A 25,530-nucleotide genomic window follows, 5' to 3' on the forward strand; every position below is an offset into this window, starting at 1 on the left:
ATGGCTCGCGTAAGAGGAGAGGGGCGCGGCGTAAGGGGCTATGCATGAAGGGAATTTCCGGCATGTTTACGGGCTCGGGTCTGATGGCGCGGTTGATGCGCAGCGGGTCTTGGGTGCTGATCGGCTATGGCGGGTCGCAGGCCATTCGGCTCGCGTCGAACCTGATCCTGACGCGGCTTCTCTTTCCCGAGGCCTTCGGTCTCATGGCGCTGGTGTCGGTGGTGACCGTCGGGCTCATGATGTTCTCGGACGTGGGGGTTGGCCCGTCGATTGCCCAGAGCAAACGCGGCGACGATCCGGCGTTTCTCGATACGGCGTTCAGCATCCAGATCCTGCGCGGCGCGTTGCTGTGGCTCGCGACCATCGCGCTCGCCGGGCCGATGGCGCGGTTCTATGATCAGCCCGATCTGGTGCTTTACCTGCCGATTGCGGGGATTGCGCTGCTGCTTTTGGGGTTCAAGCCGACCAAGGTCGAGACGGCGCAGCGGCATTTGCGCTTTGGCCGGTTGACGATGATCGAGCTGGCGTCGCAGGCGATTGGCGTGGTGGCGATGGTGGTGCTGGCGCTGGTGACAGAGTCGGTGATCTCGCTGGTGCTCGGATCGGTGGTGCAGGCGCTCGTGAAGCTCATCCTCGCCTGGGGGGTGTTGCCGGGGCATAACAACCGGCCCCGGATCGAGCGGGCGGCGATGGCCGAGCAGATGGGGTTTGGCAAATGGGTGTTTCTGTCCACCGCCTTTGCCTTTGTCAGCCAGCAGGGCGACAAGGCGATATTGGGCAAGCTTTTGTCGCTGGAGACGCTGGGGATCTACAACATCGGCTATTTCCTTGCGGGGTTTCCGATCCTCCTCGGCGTGACGCTGTGCAACAGCCTGCTCATCCCGGTCTATCGCGATCGGCCGCCCGCGGAGAGCGCGGAGAACCGGGCCAAGCTCGGCCGGATGCGGTTGGTTGTGACCTCGGCGCTGTTTGCGATGCTGAGCGGGATGGCACTGCTTGGGCCTTGGGTGGTCGAGCTGCTCTATGATGCGCGCTATGCGCCGGCGGGGGCGATGCTCGTGGTGATTGCGCTGGCGTTCTTGCCGCAGGCGATTGGCGTCACCTATGAGCGGGCGGCGCTGGCGGCGGGGGATTCGCGCGGGGCCTTTGTCTATTCCGGGCTGCGGGCGGTGCTGCAGGTGGGCTGTCTCTTGGTGGGGTTCCGGCTCGCTGGGCTTGTCGGCGGGATGGTGTCCTACGGGGTCGCCATGGCGCTGGTGCATCCGCTGCTCATCCGGTTGGCGCGGCGGCATCAGGCCTGGGGCGCGCGCCATGATGTGGGGTTTGCGCTGCTCGCCGCGCTGATCATCGGGGCGGTGGTCTGGCTGCATTGGCCCGCGATTGCGGCGCTCGGCCAGGCGCAATGACGCGCGCAATGATCCGGGCCGCTAGCGCTGTTTCTTTTTGCGGCGGCGGGCGCGGGGATCGATTTCGGGGATGGTCACCACGGGGCGCAGGCCGATGGCATGTTCCATCTGGGCGGCGGTGCGGATCACCGGGCGGCGCAGGTCGAGCAGGAAGGCGAGGAACAGCCCGGCCAGCAGGCTGCCAAAGCTGCCGAGGATGACGAGTTTCTTGCGCGAGCTGGTGTAGGGGTATTCGGGCAGCGGCGCGGGTTCGAGCACGGTCAGCCGTTCGGATTGTTTCTCGGCCTCGAGATCATGGGCGATGGCGGCTTCTTTGTGCTTGGTGCGGGCGGCCTGAAGCTGATCGCGGAGCTGCGACAGCTGTAGCTCATACCGGCTCAGCTGCAGTTCAATCTCGGGGCTGGCGGCGATCGAGCTTTGCAGCTCGGCCAGCGGCGCGGTGATCAGCTTGCGCTCTTCGGTGAGCCGGGCGATGGCCTCGCGGGCCTCGTCCTGTTCGCGGCGTTCGACGCGGGTTTGCGGGGTCCGGGCGAGCCGGGCCTGCAGGGTGATCATCTCGCGGTCGAGGCTCAGCAGGCTCTGGTTCAGGCGTTCGATTTCACGCTGGGCGGCGGCGACACTGCCGGGGGCGGGGATGTCATTGCTGGCGCGATACTCGGCGATCTCGGTCTCGAGCGCGTCGACTTCGGCGGCGAGATTGGCTTCGCGCAGTTCGAAATAGCGGACGGCCTCGAGCGATTGTTCGAGGCGGGAATCGATGCTCAGCTCCTGCGTGCGGCGGGAGAAATCGCGGGCGAGGTTCTGGGCGGCTTCGGGGCTGTCCCAAGTGGCGGTGATGCGCAAGAGCGAGACGGTGCCATCGTCGCTAAAGCCTTCGCGGGCGGCGGCGACGCCGTGCAGCTCGACCGAGCGGCGCAGCAGTTCGACCTTTTTGCCATCTTCGAGATTGGGCAGGTCAGTGAAGAGGTTGAGCCGTTCGGCCGCGTCGAGCAGGGCACCGCGCGACATGACCTGCTGTTCGATGAATTGCAGGCGGCGGGCGGAGGAGCCTTCAACGGTCGAGGGGGTCAGCGAGGTGGCGATTTTCGGGCTGCGCAGTTGCAGCACTTCGGTCGAGAGGTAGAGATGCTGCTGGGTCAGGGCGAAGAGCACGGAGAGGATCGTGCCGAGAATGGCCACGGATAGGATGATGGCCAGCCGGCGGCGGACCATATCGAAGACATCTCCGATGGAGTAAATCGAACCCATAACGTCCTTTTCCTGCCTCTGACCGGGTCTGCCGGTTTGCCCGGCTTTCCGGTTACCTAGCGGAGCAACGGGGCGAAACTATGGCCTGACAGGGGATGATTATGCGGCAACCGAGGTGCTGGGCAAGCGGCGGGCGCGGTTGAGCACCACGCCGAGCAGCGGTGCCTTGCCCGAGAGGCGGCGTTCGCATTCCTCGATCTGCGGCCCGAGGGTGCGGGTGGCATCGGCCACGAGCAGCACCCCGTCGAGCTGGGGCAGGAAAGCCGCGACATCGTCATGTTCGAGCATGGCGGGCATGTCGTAGAGCACCAGATCGGGGTTGAGATCGTGGATCATCGCGTCGAGCACCTCGCCGCTGCGGCGCATGTGCAGCACTTCGGAGGGGCTCTGCGAGGGCATGGTGTTGAGCCCGAGGGCCAGCGTGTCGGAGAATTTGACGAGGTGATCCTCGAGCGGCAGCTCGCCGCGCAGGAAGCCGGCCATGTCGCTCTCGCGGCTGATGCGGAGCTGGCGGGTCAGGGCGGGGCTGCGCTGATTGAGGTCCATCAGCACGGTGCGTTGATCGGGGATGCGCGACAGGCTCAGCGCCAGCTGGGTGGCGGCAAAGCTCGCGCCACAGCCCGAGGTGGGCGCGGTGATGGCGATGCGGCGCCAGCGTTCGGCCTGCATGCTGGTCAGAAGCTGGGTGCGCAGATCGTCGAAGATGCGCACGACACGGGCGTCTTGATGCGCGAGCACCATTTGCACGTGATGGGCGTCGATATGCTGGGAATTCTCGTAGAGATAGGGCAGCGCGCGCCACGGGTCGCGGGTCGAGAGGGCGACGGACATCGGGCGCGAGGTGGCGGCTATGAAATGCGGATCGCCGAGCACCAGCGGCCCGGGGGTCGGGATCTTGGTCAAGGCGGTGCTAGTCGAGGGCGTGTGTGTGGGTTTCGCGGTGCGCGGTTTTGCGGGCGTCATCAAAGGCTTGGAGGGCGCTTTTGTCTTGGCGGGTTTTGCCTCGACCGTGCGCGGCGCGGCGGCGTCTTCGCGCAGCAAAGAGATGAGCGATTGCGCGGTGGCATCGCGGCGCGCGTTCGGGCCAATCCGCGGAATCGGTGCGGGCTGGCCTTTGCGGTCGGCGCGGTCGGCGGAGAATTTGTCAGCACTCATCGCGGTCATTTCAAAAGTCCCACTCATCTTAACACATAGTCCCGGAAGATCCGGTGTCGACGCTCATCGTCAGTAGCCAGTCCTGCGGAGCACAACGCCCACAGTCTTGAAAAGGATCACCAAATCGCGCCAGGGCGACAGGTCTTCGGCATAGGATTGATCCATGCCGACACGCTGGGTGAAGAGATCTTCGTTGCGCGCCGAGACCTGCCAGCTTCCGGTGATGCCGGGGCGCAGGGCGAAGTAATAGCTCGCATCGCCATAGAGCGGCAGCTGTTCGGGCAGCATCGGGCGCGGGCCGATCAGGCTCATCTCGCCGGTGAGCACGTTCCACAGCTGCGGCAGCTCGTCGAGCGAGGTCTTGCGCAAGAGGGCGCCGATGCGAGTGATGCGCGGATCATGTTTGAGCTTTTGCGTGGCGTCCCACTCGGCGCGCAGCTCTGGGTCCTTGGCGAGGCAGGTTTCGAGCATCTTGTCGGCGTTGCGGACCATGGTGCGCAGCTTGTAGATGCGGAACCGTTCGCCGTGACGGCCGAGGCGATCCTGATGATAGAAAGGATTGCCGCCTTCGATCCAGAGAGCCAGGCTGGCGAGCAGGATCAGCGGCAGCGCCAGCGGCGCGAGCAGCAGGACCAGCAGAATGTCGAGGAGACGCTTGCCAACAACCAGATAAAAGCCGTCGACCGTGGCAGCGGTCAGGGCGGGTTTGGTCGTGCCAATAGCTTTTACGCCCGCGCTGGCGCGCGGGTACACAATTGATGAATCCGTCATCTGCCTTCCCCAGCAGCGATATACGGCGTTCTTTGTGCGGAGAGCCCCATCTCGGATATACGCAGAAGATCCCGTAAATCCTCGCAAGAGCAGAAGGCGAGGCGGTCTTCCTATCCGAGCCCAAGAGGGCTGAACTATTTAACCACTTTTACACAAAACACTTTTTACACAAAACACACACGGCGCACGAAATTGGCCAATAATTTGTCTAAAGTTAGACTATCAGTTTCTCATGATTCCTAAATCGTTTCTACGGAAACAATATGTTTCCCGGATGTTAGGAGTTGCACTGCAAGCTCTTGAAAATATGCCCGTATTCCGCGTGGATTACACGTAGAACGGGAAACGGTTTTGAGCCATGCAAGGGCGTTGTTTCTCAAGTGTTAACAAAAGGTTGATCTGGGGAAATAAGGCGAAATTGTGACAATCGAACACAATCAGAGGAAAATCGGTGTTTTGGCCCGATGGGACGTTGGGGCACCGAATCGGATTGTGGCAGGGGTCAGGGATTGCGGCAGATTTGCGGCAAAGCCCGTTTGAGGGGCCCGGCTGGAGAGGGTTTGTATAGGGTTGCGGGGCGGCCCCGATCAGACGGGTCTGCGGCTCCGATCGCTGGCGGGGAGAGGGAGGAATTTCGCGGGATCGAAAGAAATTCCATTCCATCGCTTGACGCGCCCGGCAGAGGGCCATATGAGACGGCTCACGGTCGCACCAACGGGTGCAACCGAGCAGTGGGCGGTTGTAGCTCAGTTGGTTAGAGTACCGGCCTGTCACGCCGGGGGTCGCGGGTTCGAGCCCCGTCAACCGCGCCACCGCTGCTAATTCCTCGGACAGTTTAGAAGAGCGATCCGGCGAGATGATCCCGGGCCTTTGGGCCGCGGGATTTTCGCCGTTTGACCCGGAAATCTCGCATCGGTTTCACGTCGGCAGCGCGTCGGTAAAGCGACAGTGCCGGATTGGCGCCCAAAAAAATCGCGATCGGTGAAATTGAGGTGCATTTCGTCATTGACGGGGGCAGGGGCGTTCTTTAATCAGCCCCTCACGCGCGGTTGTAGCTCAGTTGGTTAGAGTACCGGCCTGTCACGCCGGGGGTCGCGGGTTCGAGCCCCGTCAACCGCGCCACTTTCTCCCCCTCTCCATATATGCGTCTCTATATATGCGCCTGTGCGTGCCGAGGCCGCGCCTTTGCCGCAGGTGTCCAAGGCTGGGGTCAGGGCTGTGGTCAGGGCCGGGGTCAAGGCTGTGGTCAGGGTTTGTAGTCGCGATGGCTCACCGGGTCGAGCTTGAGAAACTCGGGCAGGCCGATGAACCGTTCGACCCCGGCAATAATCAGGCAGACGGCGAGGATGGCGAGGACGAATTTCACGCGGCCCTCGCTTGGCGGGTGTTTGGCCAGTTTGGCCATTCGGAACAGCCAGCGCTGATTCATTATCCTGTCTCCCTCGGGCCGGGTCTTGCAAACCGGGGCGCATTCCCTGAAAACCCCGGTCACGCCGTTATCGGGGACGATTACCATGCCAAGCCATTCCGAAACCCGGCAGATGCCATATAGCGCCCAGCAGATGTATGATCTGGTGGCGGATGTGGCCTCCTATCCGGACTTTCTGCCCTGGACCGCCGCCGCACGGGTGCGCAGCGTCACGCCGCGCGAGGATGGCGCCGAGGTGATGGAAGCGGATCTGGTGATCAGCTTCAAGCTCTTTCGCGAGAAATTCGGCAGCCGGGTGACGCTCTGGCCCGAGGATCTGGCGATTGATACCGAATATCTCGACGGGCCGTTCAAATATATGCAGTCGGAATGGCGGTTCCGCGATGTCGAGGGCGGCTGTGAGGTCGGGTTTTCGGTCGATTTCGAATTTCGCAACCTGCTGCTGCAAAAGGCGGCGGGGCTTTTCTTTTTCGAGGCGATGCAGCGGGTGGTCCGGGCGTTCGAGGCGCGGGCGCATGAGCTCTATGGGGCGAAAGCATGAGCGATGATCTTGGGCGGCTGATGGCGGGGGCGCGGCGCGAGGCGGCGTTTGATCTCACCGCGCTGATGGATCTCGCGGCGCGCGAGGCGCGGGTGCGGGGCAAGGCGGCGGCGCTCTTGGGGGCGGCGCGGGCCGAGGCGGGCTGGCAGGCGGTGTGCGGCGGTGATCTCGGCGCGTTCGTGGCGCTTATTGCAGGGCGCTGAGGATCAGGTTGAGCGCGTGATCGCGGGCGGCGCGGCGCACGGCGTCGCGCCCCAATGCGCCGAAATCCACTGTTTCCACAAGGGCTTCAGAGCCGTAGTTCAAGCCAAAGCAGACGCGGCCCTCGGGTTTGAATTTGGAGCCGCCGGGGCCTGCGATGCCGGTCACAGCAACGGCGATGTCGGCGCGGGCCTGATGGCGCGCGCCTGCGGCCATTTCACCAGCGACCGCCTCGGAAACCGCGCCATGGGCCGCGAGCGTGTCGGGCGAGACGCCCAAGAGTTCGGTCTTGGCGGCGTTGGAATAGGTGACGAAGCCGCGTTCAAAGATCGTTGAGGAGCCGGGCAGATCTGTGAGGGCGGCGGCGACCATGCCGCCGGTGCAGCTCTCGGCGGTGGTGATGGTGAGGCCTGCGCGCGTGGCGCGGGCGAGGATCTCGGCGCGGATGTCGGGGGCGTCGGTCATAGCGCGTGCCAGAGATAGCCCATGAGGCCGGTGCCGAGCGCGGCAAAGACACCGGCGATCACATCGTCGAGCATCACGCCCATCGGGCCGCCAAGCCGGTCGGCCCAGCCGACGGGGCCGGGTTTCAGGATGTCGAAGAGGCGAAAGAGCGCGAAGGCCGCGACCCAGCCGGGCCAGAGCGCCAGCAGCGGCGCGCCGGAATGGGCGGCACCGATGGCCACGGGCAGCAGCGCGATCCATTGGCCTGCGACCTCGTCGATCACGATCTCGGAGGGGTCCTTGTCGGATTTTCCCTTGGTTTCCAAGGCGGTGGCCCAGTATCCTAAACCACAGGCGGCGACGATCCCGAGGAGGAGCAGCGTCACGCCGCCGAGGCTCAGGAGCAGCCAGGCGGCGGGCAGTGCGGCGAGCGAGCCCCAGGTGCCGGGGGCCGGGCGCAGGTGGCCCGCGTGAAAGAAGGTGGCGATGAGATGGCTCAGGCGGGTGGACATGCGGGGGCTCCTCTCAGAGACCGGTGAGGGTGACGGTGGCCAGCGCCGCAATGCCTTCGCCGCGCCCGGTGAAGCCCAGCCGTTCGGAGGTCGTGGCCTTGACCGAGACGGCATCGAGCGGCGTCTTGCAGAGCTCGGCCAGGGCCGCGCGCATGGCATCGGCATGGGGGCCGATCTTGGGGTATTCGCAGACAAGAGTGACGTCTAGGTTGTTGATCTTGTAGCCTTTTCCATAGGCTAGGCTCACGGCATGACGCAGGAAGATGCGGCTGTCCGCGCCTTTCCATTGCATGTCGGAGGGCGGGAAATGGCGGCCAATGTCGCCCTCGGCCAGCGCGCCATAGATGGCATCGGTGAGCGCATGCATGCCGACATCGGCATCGGAATGGCCTTGGAGGCCGCGATCATGCGGGATGGTTACACCGCAGAGCACCACAGCATCGCCCGGCCCGAACCGGTGCACGTCATAGCCATTGCCCAGTCTGATTTTCATCTCGCTCCCCAATATGCGTTGCGCCCGGGCGAAATCCTCGGGCCAAGTGATCTTGATATTGGCCTCATCCCCCCGGGTGATGGTGACGTCAAGCCCGGCGGCGCGGGCGATGGCCACATCATCTGCGGCGTCGGCTGTGTCCTTGGTCTCGGCCTTGGCGTGGGCATCGCGGATGGCGGCGAAGTGAAAGCCTTGCGGGGTCTGGGCGCGAAAAAGACCCGTGCGGTCTTCGGTGCCGGTGACGCGGGCCTCGGCGCCGCGCCAGAGCGCGTCGGTGACCGGCAGCGCGGGGGCGGCGGCGGGGCCGTGAGCGAGCGCCGCGATCACCCCGTCGATGACGGAGGACGAAACGCAAGGCCGCGCCACGTCATGGATGAGCACAAGGTCCGGGGCGTGATCGGCCAGGGCGTCGAGCCCGTTGCGGACCGAGGCGGCGCGCGTGCTGCCGCCGGGCGCAAGGATCAGCCCGGGGTGATCGGGGGCGAGGGCCATGTCGTCGGGATGCAGCACCATGCAGATCGGGCCGATGCGTGGATGTGTGGCAAAGCGCGCCAGCGTCACATCGGCGACGCGGGCAGGCCCGAGCGGTTGCCACTGCTTGGGCAGCGGGGTTTCGGCGCGCGAACCACGGCCAGCGGCGACAATGAGGGCAGCGATGATCATGAGGTTTGATAGCGCGGTGATGCGACCCTGTGCAATGGCGGGAAAATGTGCTTAAATTTTGTGCAACTGCTGAATGAGCGGGACATTCTGGTCTTGAATTATTGCGGAAAGTCGCATCTGGACGCAGCCTGCCGCCACTGCACAAGGATTAAGCACGTGATCGATACGATCCCAGGCCTTGGCCTGACCCCGCCCGTTTTCCTCGCCCCGCTTGCGGGAATCACCGATCTGCCGTTTCGCAACCTCGTGTCGCGCTTTGGCGCGGGGCTGGTGGTGAGCGAAATGGTGGCGAGCCAGGAGATGGTGCAGGCCAAGCCGGGGGTGCGCGAGCGGGCCGAGCTTGGCTTTGGGGTGGAGAATACGGCGGTGCAACTGGCGGGATGCGATGCCGAATGGCTCGCCGAGGCGGCGCGGATGGTCGAGGCCAATGGCGCGAAGATCATCGATATCAACATGGGCTGTCCGGCGAAGAAAGTCACCAGTGCCAGCGGCAATGGCGCGAGCGGCTCGGCGCTGATGAAGATGCCGGACCATGCGCTGCGGCTCATCGAGGCGGTGGTCGAGGCGGTCGAGGTGCCGGTGACGCTCAAGACGCGGCTGGGCTGGGATGAGGATCTGCTCAACGCGCCCGAGATTGCGGCGCGGGCCGAGGCGGCGGGGGTGCAGATGATCACCATCCATGGCCGCACGCGGTGTCAGTTCTACAAGGGTCGGGCCGATTGGGCGGCGATTGCGCGGGTCAAAGAGGCGGTCGCGGTGCCGGTCATTGCCAATGGCGATATCACCAGGCCTGACGAGGCGCGCGCGGCGCTGGCGCAATCGGGCGCGGATGGCGTGATGATCGGGCGCGGCGCGCAGGGGCGGCCTTGGGTTTTGGCGCAGGTGGCGGCAGAGCTCTGGGGGGTTGCGCCGCCGGAGGTGCCGCAGGGTGCCGAGCTCGTTGATCTGGTGTCGGACCATTATGACGAAATGCTGCGGTTTTACGGCGGCGATCTCGGGCTGCGCGTGGCGCGCAAACATCTCGGCTGGTACATGGATGGGGTGGGCACGCCCGCCAATCTGCGGCGGCCGATCCTGACGTCCCGGGCCCCTGAAGAGGTGCTCGCGCGGTTGCCGGAGGCGCTCGGCGCGCCGCAGCAGGTGGCGGCATGAGCGGAATTGGCGACACCATCTGGGCGGCGCTGCCGGTGCCGGGGATCCTCGTCGATGGCGAGGATCTGGTGAGCGATCTCAACACCGCCGCCGAAGGGTTTCTGAACCTCTCGTCGCGCAGCGTGCGGGGGCGGCCCTTGTGGGATGTGCTGCGGCTGGCCGAGCCGCCGCTTGCCGCGGTGGCGCGGGCGCGGGAACAGGTGACGCCGCTCTATATCAATGATGCGACGATCGAGACCGGGCCGCGCAGCCGGGTGCAGGCCGGGCTTCAGATCGCGCCTTTGTCCGGACAGGACGGGGCGATGGTGGTGCTTGTTGCGCCGCGCGATGCGGCGGGGCGGCCGGGGCCGGGCGGGGCGATCTCGGCGAAATCGTCGAAATCGGCGATCGGCATGGCGGAAATGCTGGCCCATGAGATCAAGAACCCGCTGGCCGGGATCACCGGGGCGGCGCAGCTCTTGTCGATGACGCTCAGCGAGGAAGATCAGGAGCTTACCGATCTGATCGTGGCCGAGAGCCGGCGGATCGTGGGGCTTCTCGAGCAGGTCGAGCAGTTTGGCGATGTGCGCCCGCCAGAGCGGAGCGCGGTCAACCTACATGATATTCTCGACCGGGCGCGGCGGTCGGCGCAGCTCAGCGTGGCGGGGCATATGAAGGTGATCGAGATTTTCGACCCCTCGCTGCCACCGGCGCATGGCGATGCCGATCAGCTGTTGCAGGTGTTGCTCAACCTCATCCGGAACGCGGCGCAGGCGGCGGGACCGGCGGGGGGCACGATCACCCTGCGCACCTATTATGAACATGGTCTGCGATTGCAGGGGCCGGATGGCGAGGGCCAGAAAGTGCCGCTGCAGATCGAGATCGAGGATGACGGGCCGGGGCTGCCTGCGGATATCGCCGATGAGGTGTTCGATCCGTTTGTCTCGGGCCGGGAAAATGGCACCGGGTTGGGGCTGGCGCTGGCCGCCAAGATCATCGCGGCGCATGGCGGCTGGATCGGCGTGACGTCGGAACCGGGTTGCACTGTCTTCAGGCTGTCGCTGCCGATGGCGCCCAGAGAACTTCAGGAGGATAACTGATGGATGGCACTGTATTGGTGGCCGATGACGACCGTACGATCCGTACGGTCCTGACCCAGGCGCTGACGCGGGCGGGGTGCAAGGTGCATGCCACCTCGTCGCTCACCACGCTGATGCGGTGGGTGACCGAAGGCCGGGGCGATGCGGTGATCTCGGATGTGGTGATGCCCGATGGCAACGGGCTCGAGATGCTGCCGAAGATCGCGCAGGAGCGGCCCGGGCTGCCGGTGATCGTGATCTCGGCGCAGAACACGATCATGACCGCCATTCGCGCGACCGAGGCGGAGGCGTTCGATTACCTGCCCAAGCCCTTTGACCTGCCCGATCTGATGAAGCGGACGCGCGCCGCGCTCGACAAGGGGCGGGCGTCGCGGTCGGGCAGTGCGGTGGTCGAAGAGCGGCCGGATGAGCTGCCCCTGGTGGGGCGGACGCCGGTGATGCAGGCGCTCTATCAAGGGGTGGCGCGGCTTATCCATAGCGAGCTTCCGGTGCTGATCCGCGGCGAGACGGGGGCGGGGAAATCGCTTTTGGCGAAGTCGATCCATGATCTGTCGGAACGCCGGGCCGAGCCGTTTGTGGTGGTCGGCGGCGGTGATCTCGCGCGCGAGGCGGATGTGGCGGCGATCATCGAGCGGGCCGGGCGTGGGACCGTGGTGCTCGACGGGCTCGAAGAGTTTGGCGACACCGCGCAGTCGCTGGCCATTCGGCTGTTGCAGACGGGGCAGAACCTGCGGGTGCTGAGCACCTTGCAGCATGGTGGCACCGGCGGCGTGCGCGACGATCTGTTCTTCCGGCTGTCGGGGGCGGTTCTCGAGATGCCGGCGCTGCGCGACCGGAGCGAGGATATCGCGCTCTTGGCGGCGCATGCGCTGGCGCTGGCCGAGGCCGAGGGCGCCCCGGCGCGGCATCTGAGCGAGAACGCGCTGTCGCTGATGCGGCGCTATGCCTGGCCGGGCAATGTGCGGCAGTTGCAGAACCTGGTGCGGCACGCGGCGCTGTCGGTGCGCGATGCGGAGATCGGGCTCAAGGATATAGAGCCGCTGTTGTCGGTGCAGCCCGATGCGCCGGAAAGCGCCGGGGGGCCGGAGGGCGAGACGCTCAGCGAATCTGTCGGGCGGCATCTGCGGCGCTATTTCGACATGCATGGCGGATTGTTGCCACCGGCGGGGCTCTATCCCCGGATTCTCAAGGAAATGGAGCAGCCTCTCATTGAAATCGCGCTGGAAGCGACGGGGGGAAATCAGGCGAAATGCGCCGAGCTTCTGGGGATCAACCGGAATACTTTGCGCAAGAAAATGACCGACCTTGATATTCGCGTGACACGCCGCCGCAAGTTGATGTAAAACCGCAACAGGCCTGTGGCGAAAAGGGAGCAGCGCTCAAGTGCACCGCAATATTTCGCGGTGCGCCTCTTTTTCGCTACAAATTGAGGGGGGCTTGAGTGGCGGCAAGAGCACAGAGATTGAGCTGGGATCGGCTTGTCCGGCTGCGCAGATTGCGCGAATTGCAGGCCGTGGGCACGGTCGCGCTGTTCTTTCTCGGGCCGGTTCTGGCGGTGGTCACCTATCTGGTGATGGGGCCGCTCGACAAGGGGGCCGCGTCGAATGTGCTGCGCATCGTGCTGCTCACCGATCTGGTCTATGTGCTCATCGTGGCGGCGCTGGTTCTGACGCGGGTGATGCAGATGGTCGCGGCGCGGCGGCGGCATTCGGCGGGCTCGCGGCTGCATATGCGGCTCACCGGTGTTTTCACCATCATGGCGCTGATCCCGACGGTCACGGTGGCGGTGTTTGCGACGCTCAGCGTGAACATGGGGCTCGAGGCGTGGTTTTCCGACCGGGTGGGCCGGGTGGTCAGCAATTCGGTGGCCGCCGCGCAGGCCTATGAGGAAGAGCATCGCCGCGATCTCATCACCGATGCGCGGGCGCTGGCGTCGATCATCAACGCGACGAAACGCGCCACGGTGTTCATGAATGACGGCGATATTCGCAAGGTTCTGTCAGACGGGCAGCGCGGCATTCAGCGCGGGCTGCGCGAGGCCTTTGTCGTCGATGGCACCGGCGAGATCCGGGCGCGGGGCGAGAACAGCTATCTTTTCGACTTTGAGCGGCCCAGCCCGGCGCAGGTGGCGCGGGCGCGGGCGGATGGGATCATCGTGATCCAGGATTGGGTCAACAACGAGTTTCGGGCACTGATGCCGCTGGTGACCTTTCCCGACCGCTATCTCTATGTGAGCCGCAATGTCGATGGCGAGATCCTCAACCTGCTCGACGAGACGCAGGAGACGGCGACATTCTATCGTCAGCGCGAGAGCGAGCGGGGCCGGGTGCTGTTCGAGTTCGGGCTGGTTTACTTGGGCTTTGCGGTGATCTTGATCCTCGCGGCGATCTGGCTTGGCATGTGGTTTGCCGAGCGGCTGTCGCGGCCGGTGGGGCGGCTTGCCAGTGCGGCGCAGCGCGTCGGGGATGGCGATCTCGACGTGCAGGTGCAGGAAGAAGAGGGCGATGACGAGATCGCCATGATGGGCCGCTATTTCAACCAGATGACCCGGCAGCTCAAGGGACAGCGCAACGATCTTTTGACCCGGTCGGAACAGATCGAACGGCGGCGCAGGCTGTTCGATTCGGTGCTGGGGTCGGTGTCCTCGGGGGTCGTGGGCCTTGATGTGGAAGGGCGAGTCAGTTTCGTGAACCGCGCGGCGGAGCGGCTGCTCAACTGGCAAGAAGATCAGCAATCCGTGGCGCTCTCGGTGGCGGTGCCGGAATTTGCCGAGCTCTTTGAGCGGCTGCGGGCGCATGGCGGGCTGGTGCAGGAGGAAATCCGCGTCACCCGCAATGGCGAGCAGGAGAACCTTCTGGTGCGCATGTCCGAACGGATCAGCGAGGCGGGCACGCCCGAGGGCTATGTGGTGGCCTTTGACGATGTGACCGATCTGGTGAGCGCGCAGCGGATGGCGGCCTGGGGCGATGTCGCGCGGCGCATCGCGCATGAGATCAAGAACCCGCTGACGCCGATCAAGCTCTCGGCGGAGCGGACGCGGCGCAAGTTCTCGAAACTACTGGCCGAAGAGGATGCGGCCGATCTGGCGCAGATGACCGATGTGATCGTGCGCCAGACCGATGATCTGCGACGCATCGTCGACGAGTTTTCCAAATTCGCCCGGATGCCAGAGCCCGAGCGGCGGCAGGAGAGCCTGAGCCAATTGGTGCGCGAGGCGGCGATGCTGCAGGAGGCGGGTCAGCCCGAGGTGCGGTTCGAGACCGATCTCAGCGCCGAGGCGATGGTGGCGGATGTGGATGCGACGATGATCAGTCAGGCGCTCACCAACCTGATCAAGAACGCAGGCGAAGCCATTGAAACACGGCAGGAAAAGCTCGGCAAGGCGTTCACGCCGACGATCCGTATTCACTGTGGTGAAGAGGAGGGTGCGGCGGTGATCCGGATTGCCGACAATGGCATCGGCCTGCCCGAAGATCGCAGCCGGCTCTTTGAGCCCTATGTGACGACCCGCGACAAGGGCACCGGCCTCGGCCTGCCCATCGTGAAGAAGATTATCGAAGAGCATGGCGGCACGCTCAGCCTTGAGGATGCACCGGAATTTGAGCCGGGGGCGCATCGCGGGGCGATGGCGGTCGTGACGCTCGACCTGCGTCGGGAGGCGCAGGGCGAGCCATTGGAACAACAAGCGGTGTAGGGGGTGATCCCATGAGTGATATTCTTATTGTCGATGACGAACGCGATATTCGCGAACTGATCTCTGATATTTTGAAAGATGAAGGGTTTGAGACCCGTTTGGCGGGCAATTCAGACGATGCGATGGCGGCGATTGCAGAGACGCAGCCGGCGCTTTTGATCCTCGATATCTGGCTGAAAGACAGCAATATGGACGGGATCGACATTCTCAAGGCGGTGAAGCGTGACTATCCGGATGTGCCGGTGGTGATCATCTCGGGCCATGGCAATATCGAGATCGCCGTCGCGGCGATCAAACAGGGGGCTTATGATTTCATCGAAAAGCCCTTCAACATCGATCAGCTCTTGGTGGTGATCCGGCGCGGCATGGAGGCGAGCCGTCTGCGCCGCGAGGTGCAATCGCTCAAGCGGCAGGGCAGTGGCCCGGCGGAGATGCTTGGCGAGAGCGGCGTGTTCCGGGCGCTGCTCAGTCAGCTCGACAAGGTCACGCGGTCGAACGGGCGGGTGATGCTGTCGGGGCCGGCGGGATCGGGCAAGGAGCTTGCGGCGCGGTATATTCATGCCAATTCGGCGCGGGCGGATCATCCGTTCGTCTCGGTGGGCTGTGCCACGATCGAAGCGGACCGGATGGAAGAGGTTCTCTTTGGGCGCGAGAGCGAAGAGCGCGGCATCGAGCCCGGGCTTCTGGAAGAAGCCAATGGCGGGGTGATCTATTTCGACGAGGTCGCCGACATGCCGGTGGGCACCCAGTCCAAGATCCTGCGGGTTCTGGTGGATCAGCAGTTCCTGCGGGTTGGCGGGTCGGACAAGGTGCAGGTCGATCTGCGGGTGATTTCCTCGACCAGCCGTGATCTCGAGGCGGAGATTGCCGCCGAGCGGTTCCGCCGCGAGCTCTATCATCGGCTCAATGTGGTGCCGATTGCGGTGCCCTCGCTGGAGGAACGGCGCGACGATATTCCGCTCTTGGCCGATTATTTCATCGAACAGCTGCACAAGACCCAAGGCCTGCCGCAGCGCGGGCTGTCGGATGAGGCGGGGGCCTTGTTGCAGACGATGAGCTGGCCCGGCAATGTGCGGCAATTGCGCAATGTGATCGAGCGGGTGCTGATCCTCGGCGAGGGGACGGCGGCGATCGAGGCGAGCGAATTGCCCGGCGATACCGAGGCCTCGGTCGATGATGGCCGGGTGGTCCTGTCGGGGGCGCTGGCGACGATGCCGCTGCGCGAGGCGCGCGAGGCCTTCGAGCGGGAATATCTGCTCACCCAGATCAACCGGTTTGGCGGCAATATCAGCCGCACCGCCGAGTTCGTCGGCATGGAACGCAGCGCGCTGCACCGCAAGCTCAAATCGCTGGGTGTGGTGACCAATGCCAAATCCGGGGCGCGGGTCGCCAAGGTGGCGGAAGGGGCCGAGAGCTAGATCATGCAGCTGTTCCCGCGCCGCAGCCCGGAGGAAAAGGCGCGCAGCGTCAAGGAGGCCGCCACGCTCACCGGGCTTTTCCTCGTGCTGGCGCTGGCGGGGTTCGGGGTGTTTCTCTTTGGCGGGCCGGACCTGCCGCCGGGCGATGACGGGGTCTGGAACGTCATTCGCTGGATCGCGCTGCTGCTCGGGCTGGCGTCGGCCTATATCACCGCGCAATGTGTTCTATCGCTCGTGGTGGAGGCGACGGTAGGGCCGGAGCGGTATTTCGCGTTCATCTTACTGCTGCTGGCGATTTGGGGGCTTTGGACATGGCTCTCGTGAGGGCGTCGCAGGGGCGCGGGATGCGGGATCGGGCGGCGGATAAACCCGTTGACCCTTGCCCCGCAACCTGCCATGCAAAAAGCCCCAAGGGCCAAAAGACAGGGCAGGCATGAAGGTCATTATCTGTGGCGCGGGTCAGGTCGGTTGGCAAATCGCCCGCCATCTCTCTGGTGAGAAGAACGACGTGACCGTTGTGGACAACAATCCCGAACTGGTGCGGCGTGCGACCGACACGCTCGATGTTCAGGGCTTGTGGGGCTTTGCCAGCTATCCCGACATTCTCAAACGGGCCGGCGCCAATGACGCCGACATGATCATTGCCGCGACCCATTCGGACGAGGTGAACATGGTCACCTGTCAGGTGGCGCATTCGGTGTTCAACATCTCGCGCAAGATTGCCCGGCTGCGCAGCCAGTCCTATCTCGACGCGATTTATTCCGATCTCTACCGGCGCGATCACATGCCGATTGACGTGGTGATCAGCCCCGAGCGGGAGGTGGCCGAGGCGGCGCTGCGGCGGCTCAAATATCCGGCGGCCTTTGACAGCGAGAGTTTCCTTGAAGATGAGGCACAGCTCATGGGGTTGCGGCTCGAACAGGATTGTCCGGTGCTCAACACGCCCTTGCGGCAGCTCAACGATCTCTTCTCGACGCTGCGGGTGATCGTGCTCGCGGTGCGGCGCGAGGGGCGGCTTTTCGCGCCGGATGCGGGCGATCAGCTTTTCGCGGGCGATGAAATCTATGCTTTTGCCCCGAATGAGGATGTGCCGCGTCTGCTCGAGGTGTTCGGCAAGACCACCAAGCGGCAGGAGCGGGTGGTGATCCTTGGCGGCGGCAATGTCGGGCTGACCGTGGCGCAGGCGCTCGAAGAGCGCGGCGGCGGCATCCGGGCCAAGATGATCGAGCGCAACCGTGCCAGTGCCGAACGCGCGGCGGATGCGCTCGAGCGGACGATTGTTCTCAATGGCGATGCGCTCGACGCGACGCTTCTCAACGAGGCGGGGGTGAGCCGGGCCGATGCGGTGCTGGCGGTCACGGATGATGACAAGACCAACCTTCTCGCGGCGGTGCGCGGCAAGGCGGAGGGCTGTCCTCTGGCCATCTCGTTGATCAATGATCCGACGCTCATCCCGCTGATGGAGCCGATGGGGATTGACGCCTATATCAACCCGCGCGCCACCACGGTGAGTTCGATCCTGCGCCATATCCGGCATGGCCGGGTGCGTGGGGTCTATTCCATCGGCGATGCCGAGGCCGAGGTGATCGAGGCGCAGGTGCTGTCGACCTCCTCGGTGGCGGGCGTCCATATCCGCGACATCGATTTCCCCGAAGGCGTGCTGGTCGGGGCGGTCAAGAAGGGCCATGAGATTCACAAACCGAGCGGCGGTCTGCGCATCGAAGAAGGCGATGTGATGGTGATCTTCGCGCTGGCTTCGGATGTGCCTGCGGTCGAGCAGCTCCTCCAGGTCTCGATCGACTTTTTCTGATCCGATGTTGGCGTATCTGGCCAGATTGCCCCTGTTTCTGATCCTCGCGGGGATTGCGGCGCTGGCGATGTTTCTACCGGCCTTTCATGCGCTTTTGCTCGAAGATCACACGATTGCGCGGAGCTTTTTCTATACCGGCATTCTGGGGCTGGCGCTGGTGTCTCTCACCGGCGTGGCGATGAGCACCGGGCCGCGCCGCACCGACAATGATCTCGCCAACCTGTTTTCGCTCTTCCTCACCTATTCAGTATTGCCGTTGTTTCTGGCGATCCCGTTTTACGAGGGGCTCGGCACGACGAGCTATCTCAACGCCTATGTCGAGATGGTGTCGAGCCTGACCACCACCGGCGCCACGCTTTTTGACGAGCCGGGGCGGCTGCGCGACAGCCTGCATCTGTGGCGCGGCATGATCGGCTGGCTTGGCGGGCTGTTGATGTGGGTTTCGGCCTCGGCGGTTCTGGCGCAGCTCAACCTCGGCGGGTTCGAGGTCACCGCGACGGCGGAGCCGGGGCAGGGCGGCACCCGGTTCGACCGGTTTGAACGCGCCTCGGCGTCGCGGCGGCTGGGCCGGGCGACGGTGACGCTGGCGCCGGTCTATGTTGGTCTCACGGTGATCATGTGGCTGTGCCTTCTGGTCGGCGGCGACCGGCCTCTGGTGGGCCTTGTGCATGCCATGTCGACCATGGCCACGAGCGGCATTTCCGCGGTGGGCGGGTTGCAGAATGCGCAATCGGGCATCGCCGGTGAGGCGGTGATTTTCCTCTTTCTCACCTTCGCACTGTCGCGGCTGACGTTTTCGTCGGACACGGTGACCACGGCGCGGCCGGGGCTTTGGAACGATCCCGAGTTTCGCCTCGGCGTGATCATGGTGGTGGGGGTGCCCTTGGCGCTTTTCGCACGGCATTGGCTTGGCACGCTCGATGTGACCGAGGGGCAGAGCTGGCTCGCGGCGTTTCAGGCGCTCTGGGGTGGGGCGTTCAGCGTCTTGTCGTTCCTGTCGACCACCGGGTTCGAGAGCGCCTATTGGGACGCGGCGCAGGATTGGTCGGGGCTCGAGACTTCGGGGCTGATCCTGATGGGGCTCGCGGTGATGGGCGGCGGGGTGGCGACCACGGCGGGGGGCGTCAAGCTCTTGCGGGTCTATGCGCTCTATCTCGCGGGGACGCGGGAGATGGAGCGGCTGATCCATCCCTCGTCGGTGGGACGGGCGGGCGCGCGGAGCCGCCGGATCCGGCGGCAGGGGGCGTTTGTGGCGTGGATCTTCTTCATGCTCTTCGCGCTGTCGCTGGCGTTCTTGTCGGTGGTCTTTTCGGCGCTGGGCATCGGGTTTGAACAGGCGCTGGTGCTGTCGGTGGCGGGGCTGTCGACCACCGGGCCGCTGACCCATTCGGCGCTCGAAGTGCCGATCAACCTGCTGACCATCGGGCCATGGGCCAAGCTCACCTTCTGTGCGGCTATGGTGATCGGGCGGCTTGAGACGCTGGCGATCATCGCATTGCTGAACCCCGGCCTGTGGCGGGATTAAGCCGAGCCGGGCACAACCGGCGGAGGTGTTTGTCCCGGTTGCATTTTAGGGCTGGAATAAGCGTCGATTGATCTTCATACTTAATGAAGATTGAAAATCGGGGCCGATCCGCGGCACCGCGCAAGAAAAAAGGCTTTGAGGGTACAATGGCTTCAGACCGTCAGAATTTGCAGGACGCATTTCTCAACCAAGTGCGTAAGACCAAGACTCCGGTCACGGTCTTCCTGATCAATGGTGTCAAGCTGCAGGGTGTGATCACCTGGTTTGACAATTTCTGCATCCTGCTGCGCCGCGATGGCCAGAGCCAGCTTGTCTACAAGCACGCGGTATCGACCATCATGCCCGCGCAGCCGGTCAACCTGTATGACGGTGACGAGGACGCGTGACGTCTCATGATCCCGCGGTGACCCGTGCCTGGGTCCTGCATCCAGATATTTATGGCCAGAATGACGACCGCGATCCCAAGCGGGCGCTCGAAGAGGCCGTGGCGCTTGGCGTCGCCTTGCCGGGTCTCGACGTGGTGGGATCCGAGATCGTGCGCCTGCCGAAACCGCATCCCGGGGCGCTCTTTGGGTCGGGCAAGATCGAAGAGCTGAAGGCGCGGCTCGAGGCGAATGAGGTCGATCTCGTGCTGATCGACGGGCCGGTGACGCCGGTACAGCAGCGCAATCTCGAAAAGGCCTGGGGGCTCAAGCTTCTGGACCGGACGGGGCTTATCCTTGAGATTTTCAGCGACCGTGCCGCGACCCGCGAGGGCGTGCTGCAGGTCGAGATGGCGGCGCTCAGCTATCAGCGGACGCGGCTGGTGCGGGCCTGGACCCACCTCGAGCGGCAGCGCGGCGGGCTTGGCTTTGTCGGCGGTCCGGGGGAAACCCAGATCGAGGCCGACCGGCGGGCGATCGATGATCAGCTGGTGCGGCTGCGGCGGCAGTTGGAGAAGGTCGTGAAGACCCGGACCCTGCACCGTGCGGCGCGGGCCAAGGTGCCGTTTCCGATTGTCGCGCTGGTGGGCTATACCAACGCCGGGAAATCCACGCTTTTCAACCGGTTGACCGGGTCTGACGTGATGGCCAAGGACATGCTTTTTGCGACGCTCGATCCGACGATGCGCAAAGTGTCGCTGCCGCATGGCGGGCCGGATGTGATCCTCAGCGATACGGTGGGCTTCATTTCGGACCTGCCGACCGAGCTGGTGGCGGCGTTCCGGGCGACGCTTGAAGAGGTGGTGAGCGCCGATCTGGTGGTGCATGTGCGCGACATTTCGCATCCCGAGACGGAAGAGCAGGCGCGCGACGTGGAGGCCATTCTCGAGAGCCTCGACGTGGCCGAGGGCACGCCGCGCATCGAGCTGTGGAACAAGGCCGATCTGCTTGATCCCGAGGCGCGCGAGACCTTTGCCAATCAGGCGGCGCGGCGCGAGGAGGTGATCCTTGTCTCGGCGGTGAGCGGCGAGGGGATGGAAGCCTTTGTCGATCAGGCCACCGAGGCGCTCAGCGGGGTGCAGCACGAGGCGACGATCACGCTCGGCTTTGGCGAAGGGCGGCGCCGGGCGTGGCTCTTTGATCAGGGCGTGGTGGAAGCCGAACGGCAGACCGATGAGGGCTGGGAGTTCGACCTGCATTGGACGGCGCGGCAGGCGGGGCAGTTCCAAGACCTGTGACCGCGGTGGCTCAGCCCTTTGACAGGGCCGGGTCGCAGGGGATGGCCGGATCGTCCTTGTAGATTTCCGAGATGAAATGGGTCGTGTAGCGGGTGATGTTTTTATCCCCGTCAAAGAGCCTGTCGCAGGTGGCCTGATACTCGACCATATCGCGGAAATTGCCGATCAGGATGGCATCCAGATCGCCCGTCACCCCATAGGCATAGGAAATCGCGGGCTCGGCACCCACGGATTTGGCAAAGGCCGCGCGGCGGGCGAGATCGTAATCCTTGGTGGTGACGGTGATGATCGCCCTGAGGCCACGGCCCAGCTTTGCGCCATCGGCGAGAAAGACATTGCGGGTCAGGATGCCCGCCTTTTGCAGGCTGCGGACCCGGCGCAGGCAGGTCGAGGGGGTCGAGCCCACGGCCTCGGCCAGCTCGGCATGGGTCAGATCCCCCCGGCGTTGCAGAATGTCGACGATGCGGATGTCCAGCCGATCCATGGGGCCCTTGCAATATTCTGCCAAAACTATGGCTATTTTGACCACAGCTTGCACGGAATATCCATATCTTGCGATCCAGTTCCTCGGCAATCAAGGATGGGAAATCGGAATGGTGTTTCAGATCGGCATTGGGCCCAACAACCGGAAATCGGTGTATTTCGACGCCACCGTGGCGGATGGGGTGGCGTGTTTTTCGGTCTATAATCATATGTTTATCCCGGCGCATTTCGGGGATCCGCAGGCGGAGTACGCGGCGCTCATGACCGGGGTGGCGATGTGGGACGTGGCGGCGCAGCGGCAGGTGGAGATTGCCGGACCCGACGCGGCGCGGCTGATCCAGTATCTGACGACGCGCGACATGCGGGGGACGAAAGTGGGTCAGGGGCGCTATGTGCCGATCTGCAATCATGCGGGGCGGCTCATCAATGATCCGGTGCTGTTGAAGCTGGACGATGAGCGGTTTTGGTTGTCGATTGCGGATAGCGATATCGAGCTGTGGGCGAGTGCGATTGCGGCGGAGCGGGGGGTCGATGTTGAGGTGCATGAGCCGGATGTCTCGCCGCTCGCGATCCAGGGGCCCAAGGCCGAGCGGGTGGTGGCGGATCTCTTTGGGGACTGGGTGACGGAGCTCAAATACTTCGGGTTTCGGCAGACGGAGCTGCGCGGCATTCCCGTGGTTCTGGCGCGGTCGGGCTGGTCGAAACAGGGCGGGTTTGAGCTCTACCTGCAGGATGGCGCGCGGGGGGCGGAGCTCTGGCAGATGGTGAAAGCGGCGGGTGCGCCCTATGGCATCCGGCCGGGTGCGCCGAATGATCTCGAACGGATCGAGAGCGGGCTTGTGTCCTATGGGGCGGATGGAAGGCTTCAGGTAAACCCTTGCAATCCCTTTGAAATCGGGCTTGGGGCGCTGGTCGATTTCGACAAGCCGGAGGATTTTGTCGGCCGCGAGACCTTGCTCAGACTGCGCCGCGAGGGGGCGGCGCGGCGGCGGGTGTCCTATGTGATCGAGGGCGCGCCGATCCAAGATTTCGAGCATGGGCTGCCGGTTTTGACGGGCCAAGGCGCGCCTGTCGGTGTCCTCAGCGAGGCGGTCTATTCGCAGCGGTTCGGTGCGAATATCGGCGTCGGGATGATCTCGACGCAGATGGATGAGACGGGCGAGAGCCTCTATGTCGAGATGGCAGAAGGGCGTCGTCGGGTCGACCCTCGGGCCGGGTTTGGCGCCGGGTAGCGCGGCGTTAACCCCGGAAATGGCCCGTCGGTAAGACGTCGGTATTACGACGGTAAAACGACTGTGCCCGAAACCGGGCGCTCGGCCCGCGTTAACGCGGGCTGAGCAGGGTCACACCGACCGAGGCGGCGCGGGCCAGATCGGGATCGAGCGACATCGGGATGTATTCGCCGCGCCGCCAGAGCTGGGCCATGTCGTCGTAATGGCGGCTCAGGAAATGGCCGGACTGGCCGGTCGAGATCATGAAGACGCTGCTGTCGGGATCGGCGAAATCATAGACCCCGCGATAGCCCGCGCCATGAACGTTGTGATAGGGGTTCGGCCCCTCGCCGATGGTGCGGCCACGTAAGAGCGTGTGGTCGCCGCCGCTGGTCGATTGGCGGATGTTGACGAAATAGCGCAACACCGGCACCTCACCCAGAACCGGGTGGTCATGGGTCGCCTGATGCACATCGCCCCAGCGGAGCGATTCGAGCGCATTGCCGTAGCGATCCGAGATCCAGACCAGCGCATCGTCGAGCGCCAGCCGGGCGATGTCGGTGCAGGTCTCCTGCGGGCTCGACTGGCGCACATCGCACCAGATCGCGGCCCCGTCCACATCGCGGTAGACCCGTTCGATAAAGACCGGATCGGCATGGGTGAATTCCTCGATCAGCGGGCCGAGCTCGTCCTTGGCGAGGCGCACCTGCAGCGCGCGCAGCCATGCGGCATAGATCAGCGGCTCGGGCTGATGTTCGTTCATCTCGCCGTTCCAATCGGCCAGAAGCCGCAGCGCGTCCTCGCGCAGACGTTCCTGGGTGCCTTCGGGCGAGGGGGTGCCGGTGAACCACAGATCAGCGCCGATCAGCGGCAGGATCGAGCGGGCGGTAAAGCTCACCGTGTCGAGCTGGGCCTCGATGAAACTGTCGCGGGTGTGGACCTCGCGCCCCTGCATGAGCCGTTCCCAGCGGTGGATGCGTTGGGTGTCGCCCCAGACAAAGCTCACATGGTTGGGGAAGGGCTGATCCACGGTCTTGTTGTTGGTGTTGCCGAGAATGCCACCGTGCGGGGCGATGAATTCGGGGTTGTCGGCGTAGGGAATGCGGCCCTGCCAGCGGTTGCGGGCGATCCAGCCGCGGCTTGGCATGCGGCCCTGGCTTTCGTGGTCTGCGGCGCGGCGGGGCATGGAGCCGACCAGCTTCATGGCGATGTTGTTCTGATCGACCAGCGTCAGGTTCTGCGAGGGCGCGATATAGCGTTCGCCCGCCTCGAGCGCCTCAGACACATCGGCGGCGGACATGAGGTCAATCGCGGCGCTCATCGTGGTGTCGCGACGGCTCAGCGCGGTCCAAGCGAGGGCGGCGACATGGCCCTTGGGCGTCACGGTGCCGAGATCGTAATGGGTGCCGGGCAGCACCGGGCCATTGTCGGTCCAGCGCAGCGTCATGGTGACCGGATCATGGTCCTTGATCTGGATGATGGAATTGCGTGTCTCGAACGCTTTGAACCCGTCAGGGGTTTGATATTGCTCGGGGTTCTCGGGGTTCAGTTTCTCGATAAAGAGGTCCTGGTCATCGAGATAGGAGGAGGTGACCGCCCAGCCGAGCCGGGCGCTGCGACCGACGATGATGGCGGGAATGCCGGGGATCGTGCCGCCGATCACCCCGCCTGAGGCGAGATCGAGCCGCGCCAGATACCAGACACCGGGGGCGGAAAAGCCCAGATGCGGATCATTGGCCAGCAGCGTGCCACCGGCGGCGGAGCGGGCCGGGGCGGCGGCCCAGGCATTGGATGCGCCTGCCAGTTCCGGCGGCGCGAAGGGCGACAGCGGGTCGCGCGGCATCCGGGTGGTTTCGGCATAGCGCGGCAGGCTCTGGGGCGGGAAAAGGCTCGCATATTCCGGCAGGGCGGCGATGCCCTGGCCCGGATCGTCGGGCAGGATGTCGCGCAGCCGGTCCTTGTCATTGAGCATGAGCGAGACCCGGGTGCGGCGCACCTCATGGGCGAGATGGCCCGAGAGTTGCAGCGCCATGAGTTTCAGGATGGCGATGCTGTCGGCGGGCTGCCAGGGCGAGATCGGCGCGTTGAAGAGGAACATTTCCGGCGCGCCACGGCCCAAAGCATCGCTGTTGATCTCTTCGAGCCGCGCGTTGACCCCGGCGGCATAGGCGTCGAGCGCGATCAGGGTTTCGCTGTCCTGCATCTCGACCGAGGCGCGGGCCGCGCCGTAAAGATCGAGCCGGCGCAAGAGCTTATCAATATTGAGCGTGCGGGTGCCGAAGACCTCGGAGAGCCGGCCCTGGGCGGTGCGGCGCAGGGTCGTCATCTGCCACAGCCGGTCCTGGGCATGGGCATAGCCGAGGCCGAAATAGGCATCGCGGTCGGAGGCCGCAAAGACATGCGGCACATTGGCATTGTCGCGCACGATCTCGACCGGGGCGGTGAGCCCGGAGACGGCGAGGCTCTTGTCATAGTCGGGCAGCGAGCGCGACAGCAGCATATAGAACACGCCGACCGCGATCAGGCCGAGCAGCAGCGCCGCCCCGGTGATGCGGATCACCCATTTGAGTAGTCTTGCCATGTGGGGCCGTTTCTCCTTGCAATCAGGGACGGGATAGTCAGAAATCCGGCCTGA

General features: G+C 64.6%; 23 protein-coding genes and 2 tRNA genes. 16 read left to right on the top strand and 9 right to left on the bottom strand.

The window, feature by feature from the left end; all coding sequences use genetic code 11:
* The first annotated feature begins 44 nt into the window (after window positions 1–44).
* Entirely contained in the window at window positions 45–1,406 is a 1,362-nt protein-coding gene (locus WA237_RS06970; RefSeq protein WP_336097149.1) for an oligosaccharide flippase family protein, read from the top strand.
* Between the two features lie 21 nt (window positions 1,407–1,427).
* On the opposite strand, the gene WA237_RS06975 is transcribed toward WA237_RS06970, so the two are convergent.
* The 3 genes from WA237_RS06975 to WA237_RS06985 form a co-directional block, all read right to left on the bottom strand.
* Window positions 1,428–2,654 (bottom strand): DUF874 domain-containing protein, encoded by a 1,227-nt coding sequence (locus WA237_RS06975; RefSeq protein ID WP_336097150.1) that lies wholly within the window; start codon window positions 2,652–2,654, stop codon window positions 1,428–1,430.
* A 99-nt stretch (window positions 2,655–2,753) separates the two neighbouring features.
* Window positions 2,754–3,809 carry an exopolysaccharide biosynthesis protein gene (locus WA237_RS06980; RefSeq protein WP_336097151.1) on the bottom strand — a complete coding sequence of 352 codons (1,056 nt, stop codon included), beginning with the start codon at window positions 3,807–3,809 and terminating at the stop codon, window positions 2,754–2,756.
* A 69-nt stretch (window positions 3,810–3,878) separates the two neighbouring features.
* The gene (locus WA237_RS06985) at window positions 3,879–4,580 is read right to left on the bottom strand and encodes a sugar transferase (protein ID WP_336097152.1); all 702 of its coding nucleotides are present in this window, start codon (window positions 4,578–4,580) and stop codon (window positions 3,879–3,881) included.
* A gap of 735 nt (window positions 4,581–5,315) precedes the next feature.
* Between WA237_RS06985 and WA237_RS06990 the strand changes: the two genes are divergently transcribed.
* A tRNA-Asp gene (locus tag WA237_RS06990) sits at window positions 5,316–5,392 on the top strand.
* A 233-nt stretch (window positions 5,393–5,625) separates the two neighbouring features.
* Window positions 5,626–5,702 (top strand) — tRNA-Asp (locus tag WA237_RS06995).
* Between the two features lie 124 nt (window positions 5,703–5,826).
* On the opposite strand, the gene WA237_RS07000 is transcribed toward WA237_RS06995, so the two are convergent.
* Window positions 5,827–6,009 (bottom strand): hypothetical protein, encoded by a 183-nt coding sequence (locus WA237_RS07000; protein ID WP_009815344.1) that lies wholly within the window; start codon window positions 6,007–6,009, stop codon window positions 5,827–5,829.
* 85 nt (window positions 6,010–6,094) lie between these two features.
* Here WA237_RS07000 and WA237_RS07005 point away from each other — a divergent pair, with 85 nt between their 5' ends.
* Window positions 6,095–6,550 (top strand): type II toxin-antitoxin system RatA family toxin, encoded by a 456-nt coding sequence (locus tag WA237_RS07005; RefSeq protein WP_336097153.1) that lies wholly within the window; start codon window positions 6,095–6,097, stop codon window positions 6,548–6,550.
* On the top strand, window positions 6,547–6,753 hold the full coding sequence (locus WA237_RS07010) for a hypothetical protein (protein WP_336097154.1): 207 nt from the start codon (window positions 6,547–6,549) through the stop codon (window positions 6,751–6,753). The genes WA237_RS07005 and WA237_RS07010 overlap by 4 nt, the downstream gene beginning before the upstream one ends.
* Here the strand turns inward: WA237_RS07010 and WA237_RS07015 are convergent.
* Genes WA237_RS07015 through WA237_RS07025 form a run of 3 tightly spaced genes read right to left on the bottom strand, consistent with a single transcriptional unit; the run spans window position 6,737 to window position 8,863 of the window.
* Window positions 6,737–7,216, bottom strand: coding sequence for a CinA family protein (locus WA237_RS07015; RefSeq protein WP_336097155.1), 480 nt, complete (start codon window positions 7,214–7,216; stop codon window positions 6,737–6,739). The two genes, WA237_RS07010 and WA237_RS07015, sit on opposite strands and share 17 nt — an antisense overlap.
* The gene (locus tag WA237_RS07020; RefSeq protein WP_336097156.1) at window positions 7,213–7,707 is read right to left on the bottom strand and encodes a phosphatidylglycerophosphatase A family protein; all 495 of its coding nucleotides are present in this window, start codon (window positions 7,705–7,707) and stop codon (window positions 7,213–7,215) included. The genes WA237_RS07015 and WA237_RS07020 overlap by 4 nt, the downstream gene beginning before the upstream one ends.
* Window positions 7,708–7,720: 13 nt before the next feature.
* Window positions 7,721–8,863: a bifunctional 2-C-methyl-D-erythritol 4-phosphate cytidylyltransferase/2-C-methyl-D-erythritol 2,4-cyclodiphosphate synthase gene (locus WA237_RS07025; RefSeq protein ID WP_336097157.1), complete on the bottom strand. Its 1,143-nt coding sequence runs from the start codon at window positions 8,861–8,863 to the stop codon at window positions 7,721–7,723.
* Between the two features lie 156 nt (window positions 8,864–9,019).
* Between WA237_RS07025 and dusB the strand changes: the two genes are divergently transcribed.
* From dusB to hflX, 10 genes are all read left to right on the top strand, one after another.
* On the top strand, window positions 9,020–10,015 hold the full coding sequence (dusB, locus tag WA237_RS07030; RefSeq protein ID WP_336097158.1) for a tRNA dihydrouridine synthase DusB: 996 nt from the start codon (window positions 9,020–9,022) through the stop codon (window positions 10,013–10,015).
* Window positions 10,012–11,094: a two-component system sensor histidine kinase NtrB gene (locus WA237_RS07035; RefSeq protein ID WP_336097159.1), complete on the top strand. Its 1,083-nt coding sequence runs from the start codon at window positions 10,012–10,014 to the stop codon at window positions 11,092–11,094. Before dusB ends, WA237_RS07035 begins: the two co-directional genes overlap by 4 nt.
* Window positions 11,094–12,437: a response regulator gene (locus WA237_RS07040; RefSeq protein ID WP_009815336.1), complete on the top strand. Its 1,344-nt coding sequence runs from the start codon at window positions 11,094–11,096 to the stop codon at window positions 12,435–12,437. Before WA237_RS07035 ends, WA237_RS07040 begins: the two co-directional genes overlap by 1 nt.
* Before the next feature lie 119 nt (window positions 12,438–12,556).
* Window positions 12,557–14,788 (top strand): sensor histidine kinase NtrY-like, encoded by a 2,232-nt coding sequence (locus WA237_RS07045; RefSeq protein WP_336097160.1) that lies wholly within the window; start codon window positions 12,557–12,559, stop codon window positions 14,786–14,788.
* Window positions 14,789–14,799: 11 nt separating this feature from the next.
* A complete protein-coding gene (gene ntrX, locus WA237_RS07050; protein WP_216017002.1) occupies window positions 14,800–16,206 on the top strand; it encodes a nitrogen assimilation response regulator NtrX in 1,407 nt (468 codons plus the stop codon).
* A 3-nt stretch (window positions 16,207–16,209) separates the two neighbouring features.
* Window positions 16,210–16,530, top strand: a complete 321-nt coding sequence (locus tag WA237_RS07055; RefSeq protein ID WP_336097161.1) for a hypothetical protein — start codon at window positions 16,210–16,212, stop codon at window positions 16,528–16,530.
* Window positions 16,531–16,639: 109 nt separating this feature from the next.
* Window positions 16,640–18,016: a Trk system potassium transporter TrkA gene (trkA, locus tag WA237_RS07060; protein WP_009815332.1), complete on the top strand. Its 1,377-nt coding sequence runs from the start codon at window positions 16,640–16,642 to the stop codon at window positions 18,014–18,016.
* Between the two features lie 4 nt (window positions 18,017–18,020).
* Window positions 18,021–19,541 (top strand): TrkH family potassium uptake protein, encoded by a 1,521-nt coding sequence (locus WA237_RS07065; protein ID WP_009815331.1) that lies wholly within the window; start codon window positions 18,021–18,023, stop codon window positions 19,539–19,541.
* A 146-nt stretch (window positions 19,542–19,687) separates the two neighbouring features.
* Window positions 19,688–19,927: an RNA chaperone Hfq gene (gene hfq, locus WA237_RS07070; RefSeq protein WP_009815330.1), complete on the top strand. Its 240-nt coding sequence runs from the start codon at window positions 19,688–19,690 to the stop codon at window positions 19,925–19,927.
* Window positions 19,924–21,201 carry a GTPase HflX gene (gene hflX, locus WA237_RS07075; RefSeq protein ID WP_336097162.1) on the top strand — a complete coding sequence of 426 codons (1,278 nt, stop codon included), beginning with the start codon at window positions 19,924–19,926 and terminating at the stop codon, window positions 21,199–21,201. The genes hfq and hflX overlap by 4 nt, the downstream gene beginning before the upstream one ends.
* A gap of 10 nt (window positions 21,202–21,211) precedes the next feature.
* On the opposite strand, the gene WA237_RS07080 is transcribed toward hflX, so the two are convergent.
* Window positions 21,212–21,685 (bottom strand): Lrp/AsnC family transcriptional regulator, encoded by a 474-nt coding sequence (locus tag WA237_RS07080; RefSeq protein WP_336097163.1) that lies wholly within the window; start codon window positions 21,683–21,685, stop codon window positions 21,212–21,214.
* A 109-nt stretch (window positions 21,686–21,794) separates the two neighbouring features.
* On the opposite strand from WA237_RS07080, the gene WA237_RS07085 reads away from it, so the two are divergent.
* The gene (locus tag WA237_RS07085; RefSeq protein WP_336097164.1) at window positions 21,795–22,916 is read left to right on the top strand and encodes a glycine cleavage T C-terminal barrel domain-containing protein; all 1,122 of its coding nucleotides are present in this window, start codon (window positions 21,795–21,797) and stop codon (window positions 22,914–22,916) included.
* A 91-nt stretch (window positions 22,917–23,007) separates the two neighbouring features.
* Here WA237_RS07085 and WA237_RS07090 read toward each other — a convergent pair whose 3' ends face one another.
* Entirely contained in the window at window positions 23,008–25,476 is a 2,469-nt protein-coding gene (locus WA237_RS07090) for a penicillin acylase family protein (RefSeq protein WP_336097165.1), read from the bottom strand.
* Window positions 25,477–25,530 lie beyond the last annotated feature (54 nt).

The organism is Roseovarius sp. CH_XMU1461 (assembly GCF_037027165.1).
GTDB lineage: Bacteria > Pseudomonadota > Alphaproteobacteria > Rhodobacterales > Rhodobacteraceae > Roseovarius > Roseovarius nubinhibens.

Coding starts and splice junctions, on each gene's coding strand:
- WA237_RS06970 (WP_336097149.1), top strand. CDS start 45: ATGAAGGGAATTTCCGGCATGTTTACGGGCTCGGGTCTGATGGCGCGG.
- WA237_RS06975 (WP_336097150.1), bottom strand. CDS start 2,654: ATGGGTTCGATTTACTCCATCGGAGATGTCTTCGATATGGTCCGCCGC.
- WA237_RS06980 (WP_336097151.1), bottom strand. CDS start 3,809: ATGAGTGCTGACAAATTCTCCGCCGACCGCGCCGACCGCAAAGGCCAG.
- WA237_RS06985 (WP_336097152.1), bottom strand. CDS start 4,580: ATGACGGATTCATCAATTGTGTACCCGCGCGCCAGCGCGGGCGTAAAA.
- WA237_RS07000 (WP_009815344.1), bottom strand. CDS start 6,009: ATGAATCAGCGCTGGCTGTTCCGAATGGCCAAACTGGCCAAACACCCG.
- WA237_RS07005 (WP_336097153.1), top strand. CDS start 6,095: ATGCCAAGCCATTCCGAAACCCGGCAGATGCCATATAGCGCCCAGCAG.
- WA237_RS07010 (WP_336097154.1), top strand. CDS start 6,547: ATGAGCGATGATCTTGGGCGGCTGATGGCGGGGGCGCGGCGCGAGGCG.
- WA237_RS07015 (WP_336097155.1), bottom strand. CDS start 7,216: ATGACCGACGCCCCCGACATCCGCGCCGAGATCCTCGCCCGCGCCACG.
- WA237_RS07020 (WP_336097156.1), bottom strand. CDS start 7,707: ATGTCCACCCGCCTGAGCCATCTCATCGCCACCTTCTTTCACGCGGGC.
- WA237_RS07025 (WP_336097157.1), bottom strand. CDS start 8,863: ATGATCATCGCTGCCCTCATTGTCGCCGCTGGCCGTGGTTCGCGCGCC.
- WA237_RS07035 (WP_336097159.1), top strand. CDS start 10,012: ATGAGCGGAATTGGCGACACCATCTGGGCGGCGCTGCCGGTGCCGGGG.
- WA237_RS07040 (WP_009815336.1), top strand. CDS start 11,094: ATGGATGGCACTGTATTGGTGGCCGATGACGACCGTACGATCCGTACG.
- ntrX (WP_216017002.1), top strand. CDS start 14,800: ATGAGTGATATTCTTATTGTCGATGACGAACGCGATATTCGCGAACTG.
- WA237_RS07055 (WP_336097161.1), top strand. CDS start 16,210: ATGCAGCTGTTCCCGCGCCGCAGCCCGGAGGAAAAGGCGCGCAGCGTC.
- trkA (WP_009815332.1), top strand. CDS start 16,640: ATGAAGGTCATTATCTGTGGCGCGGGTCAGGTCGGTTGGCAAATCGCC.
- WA237_RS07065 (WP_009815331.1), top strand. CDS start 18,021: ATGTTGGCGTATCTGGCCAGATTGCCCCTGTTTCTGATCCTCGCGGGG.
- hfq (WP_009815330.1), top strand. CDS start 19,688: ATGGCTTCAGACCGTCAGAATTTGCAGGACGCATTTCTCAACCAAGTG.
- WA237_RS07080 (WP_336097163.1), bottom strand. CDS start 21,685: ATGGATCGGCTGGACATCCGCATCGTCGACATTCTGCAACGCCGGGGG.
- WA237_RS07085 (WP_336097164.1), top strand. CDS start 21,795: ATGGTGTTTCAGATCGGCATTGGGCCCAACAACCGGAAATCGGTGTAT.
- WA237_RS07090 (WP_336097165.1), bottom strand. CDS start 25,476: ATGGCAAGACTACTCAAATGGGTGATCCGCATCACCGGGGCGGCGCTG.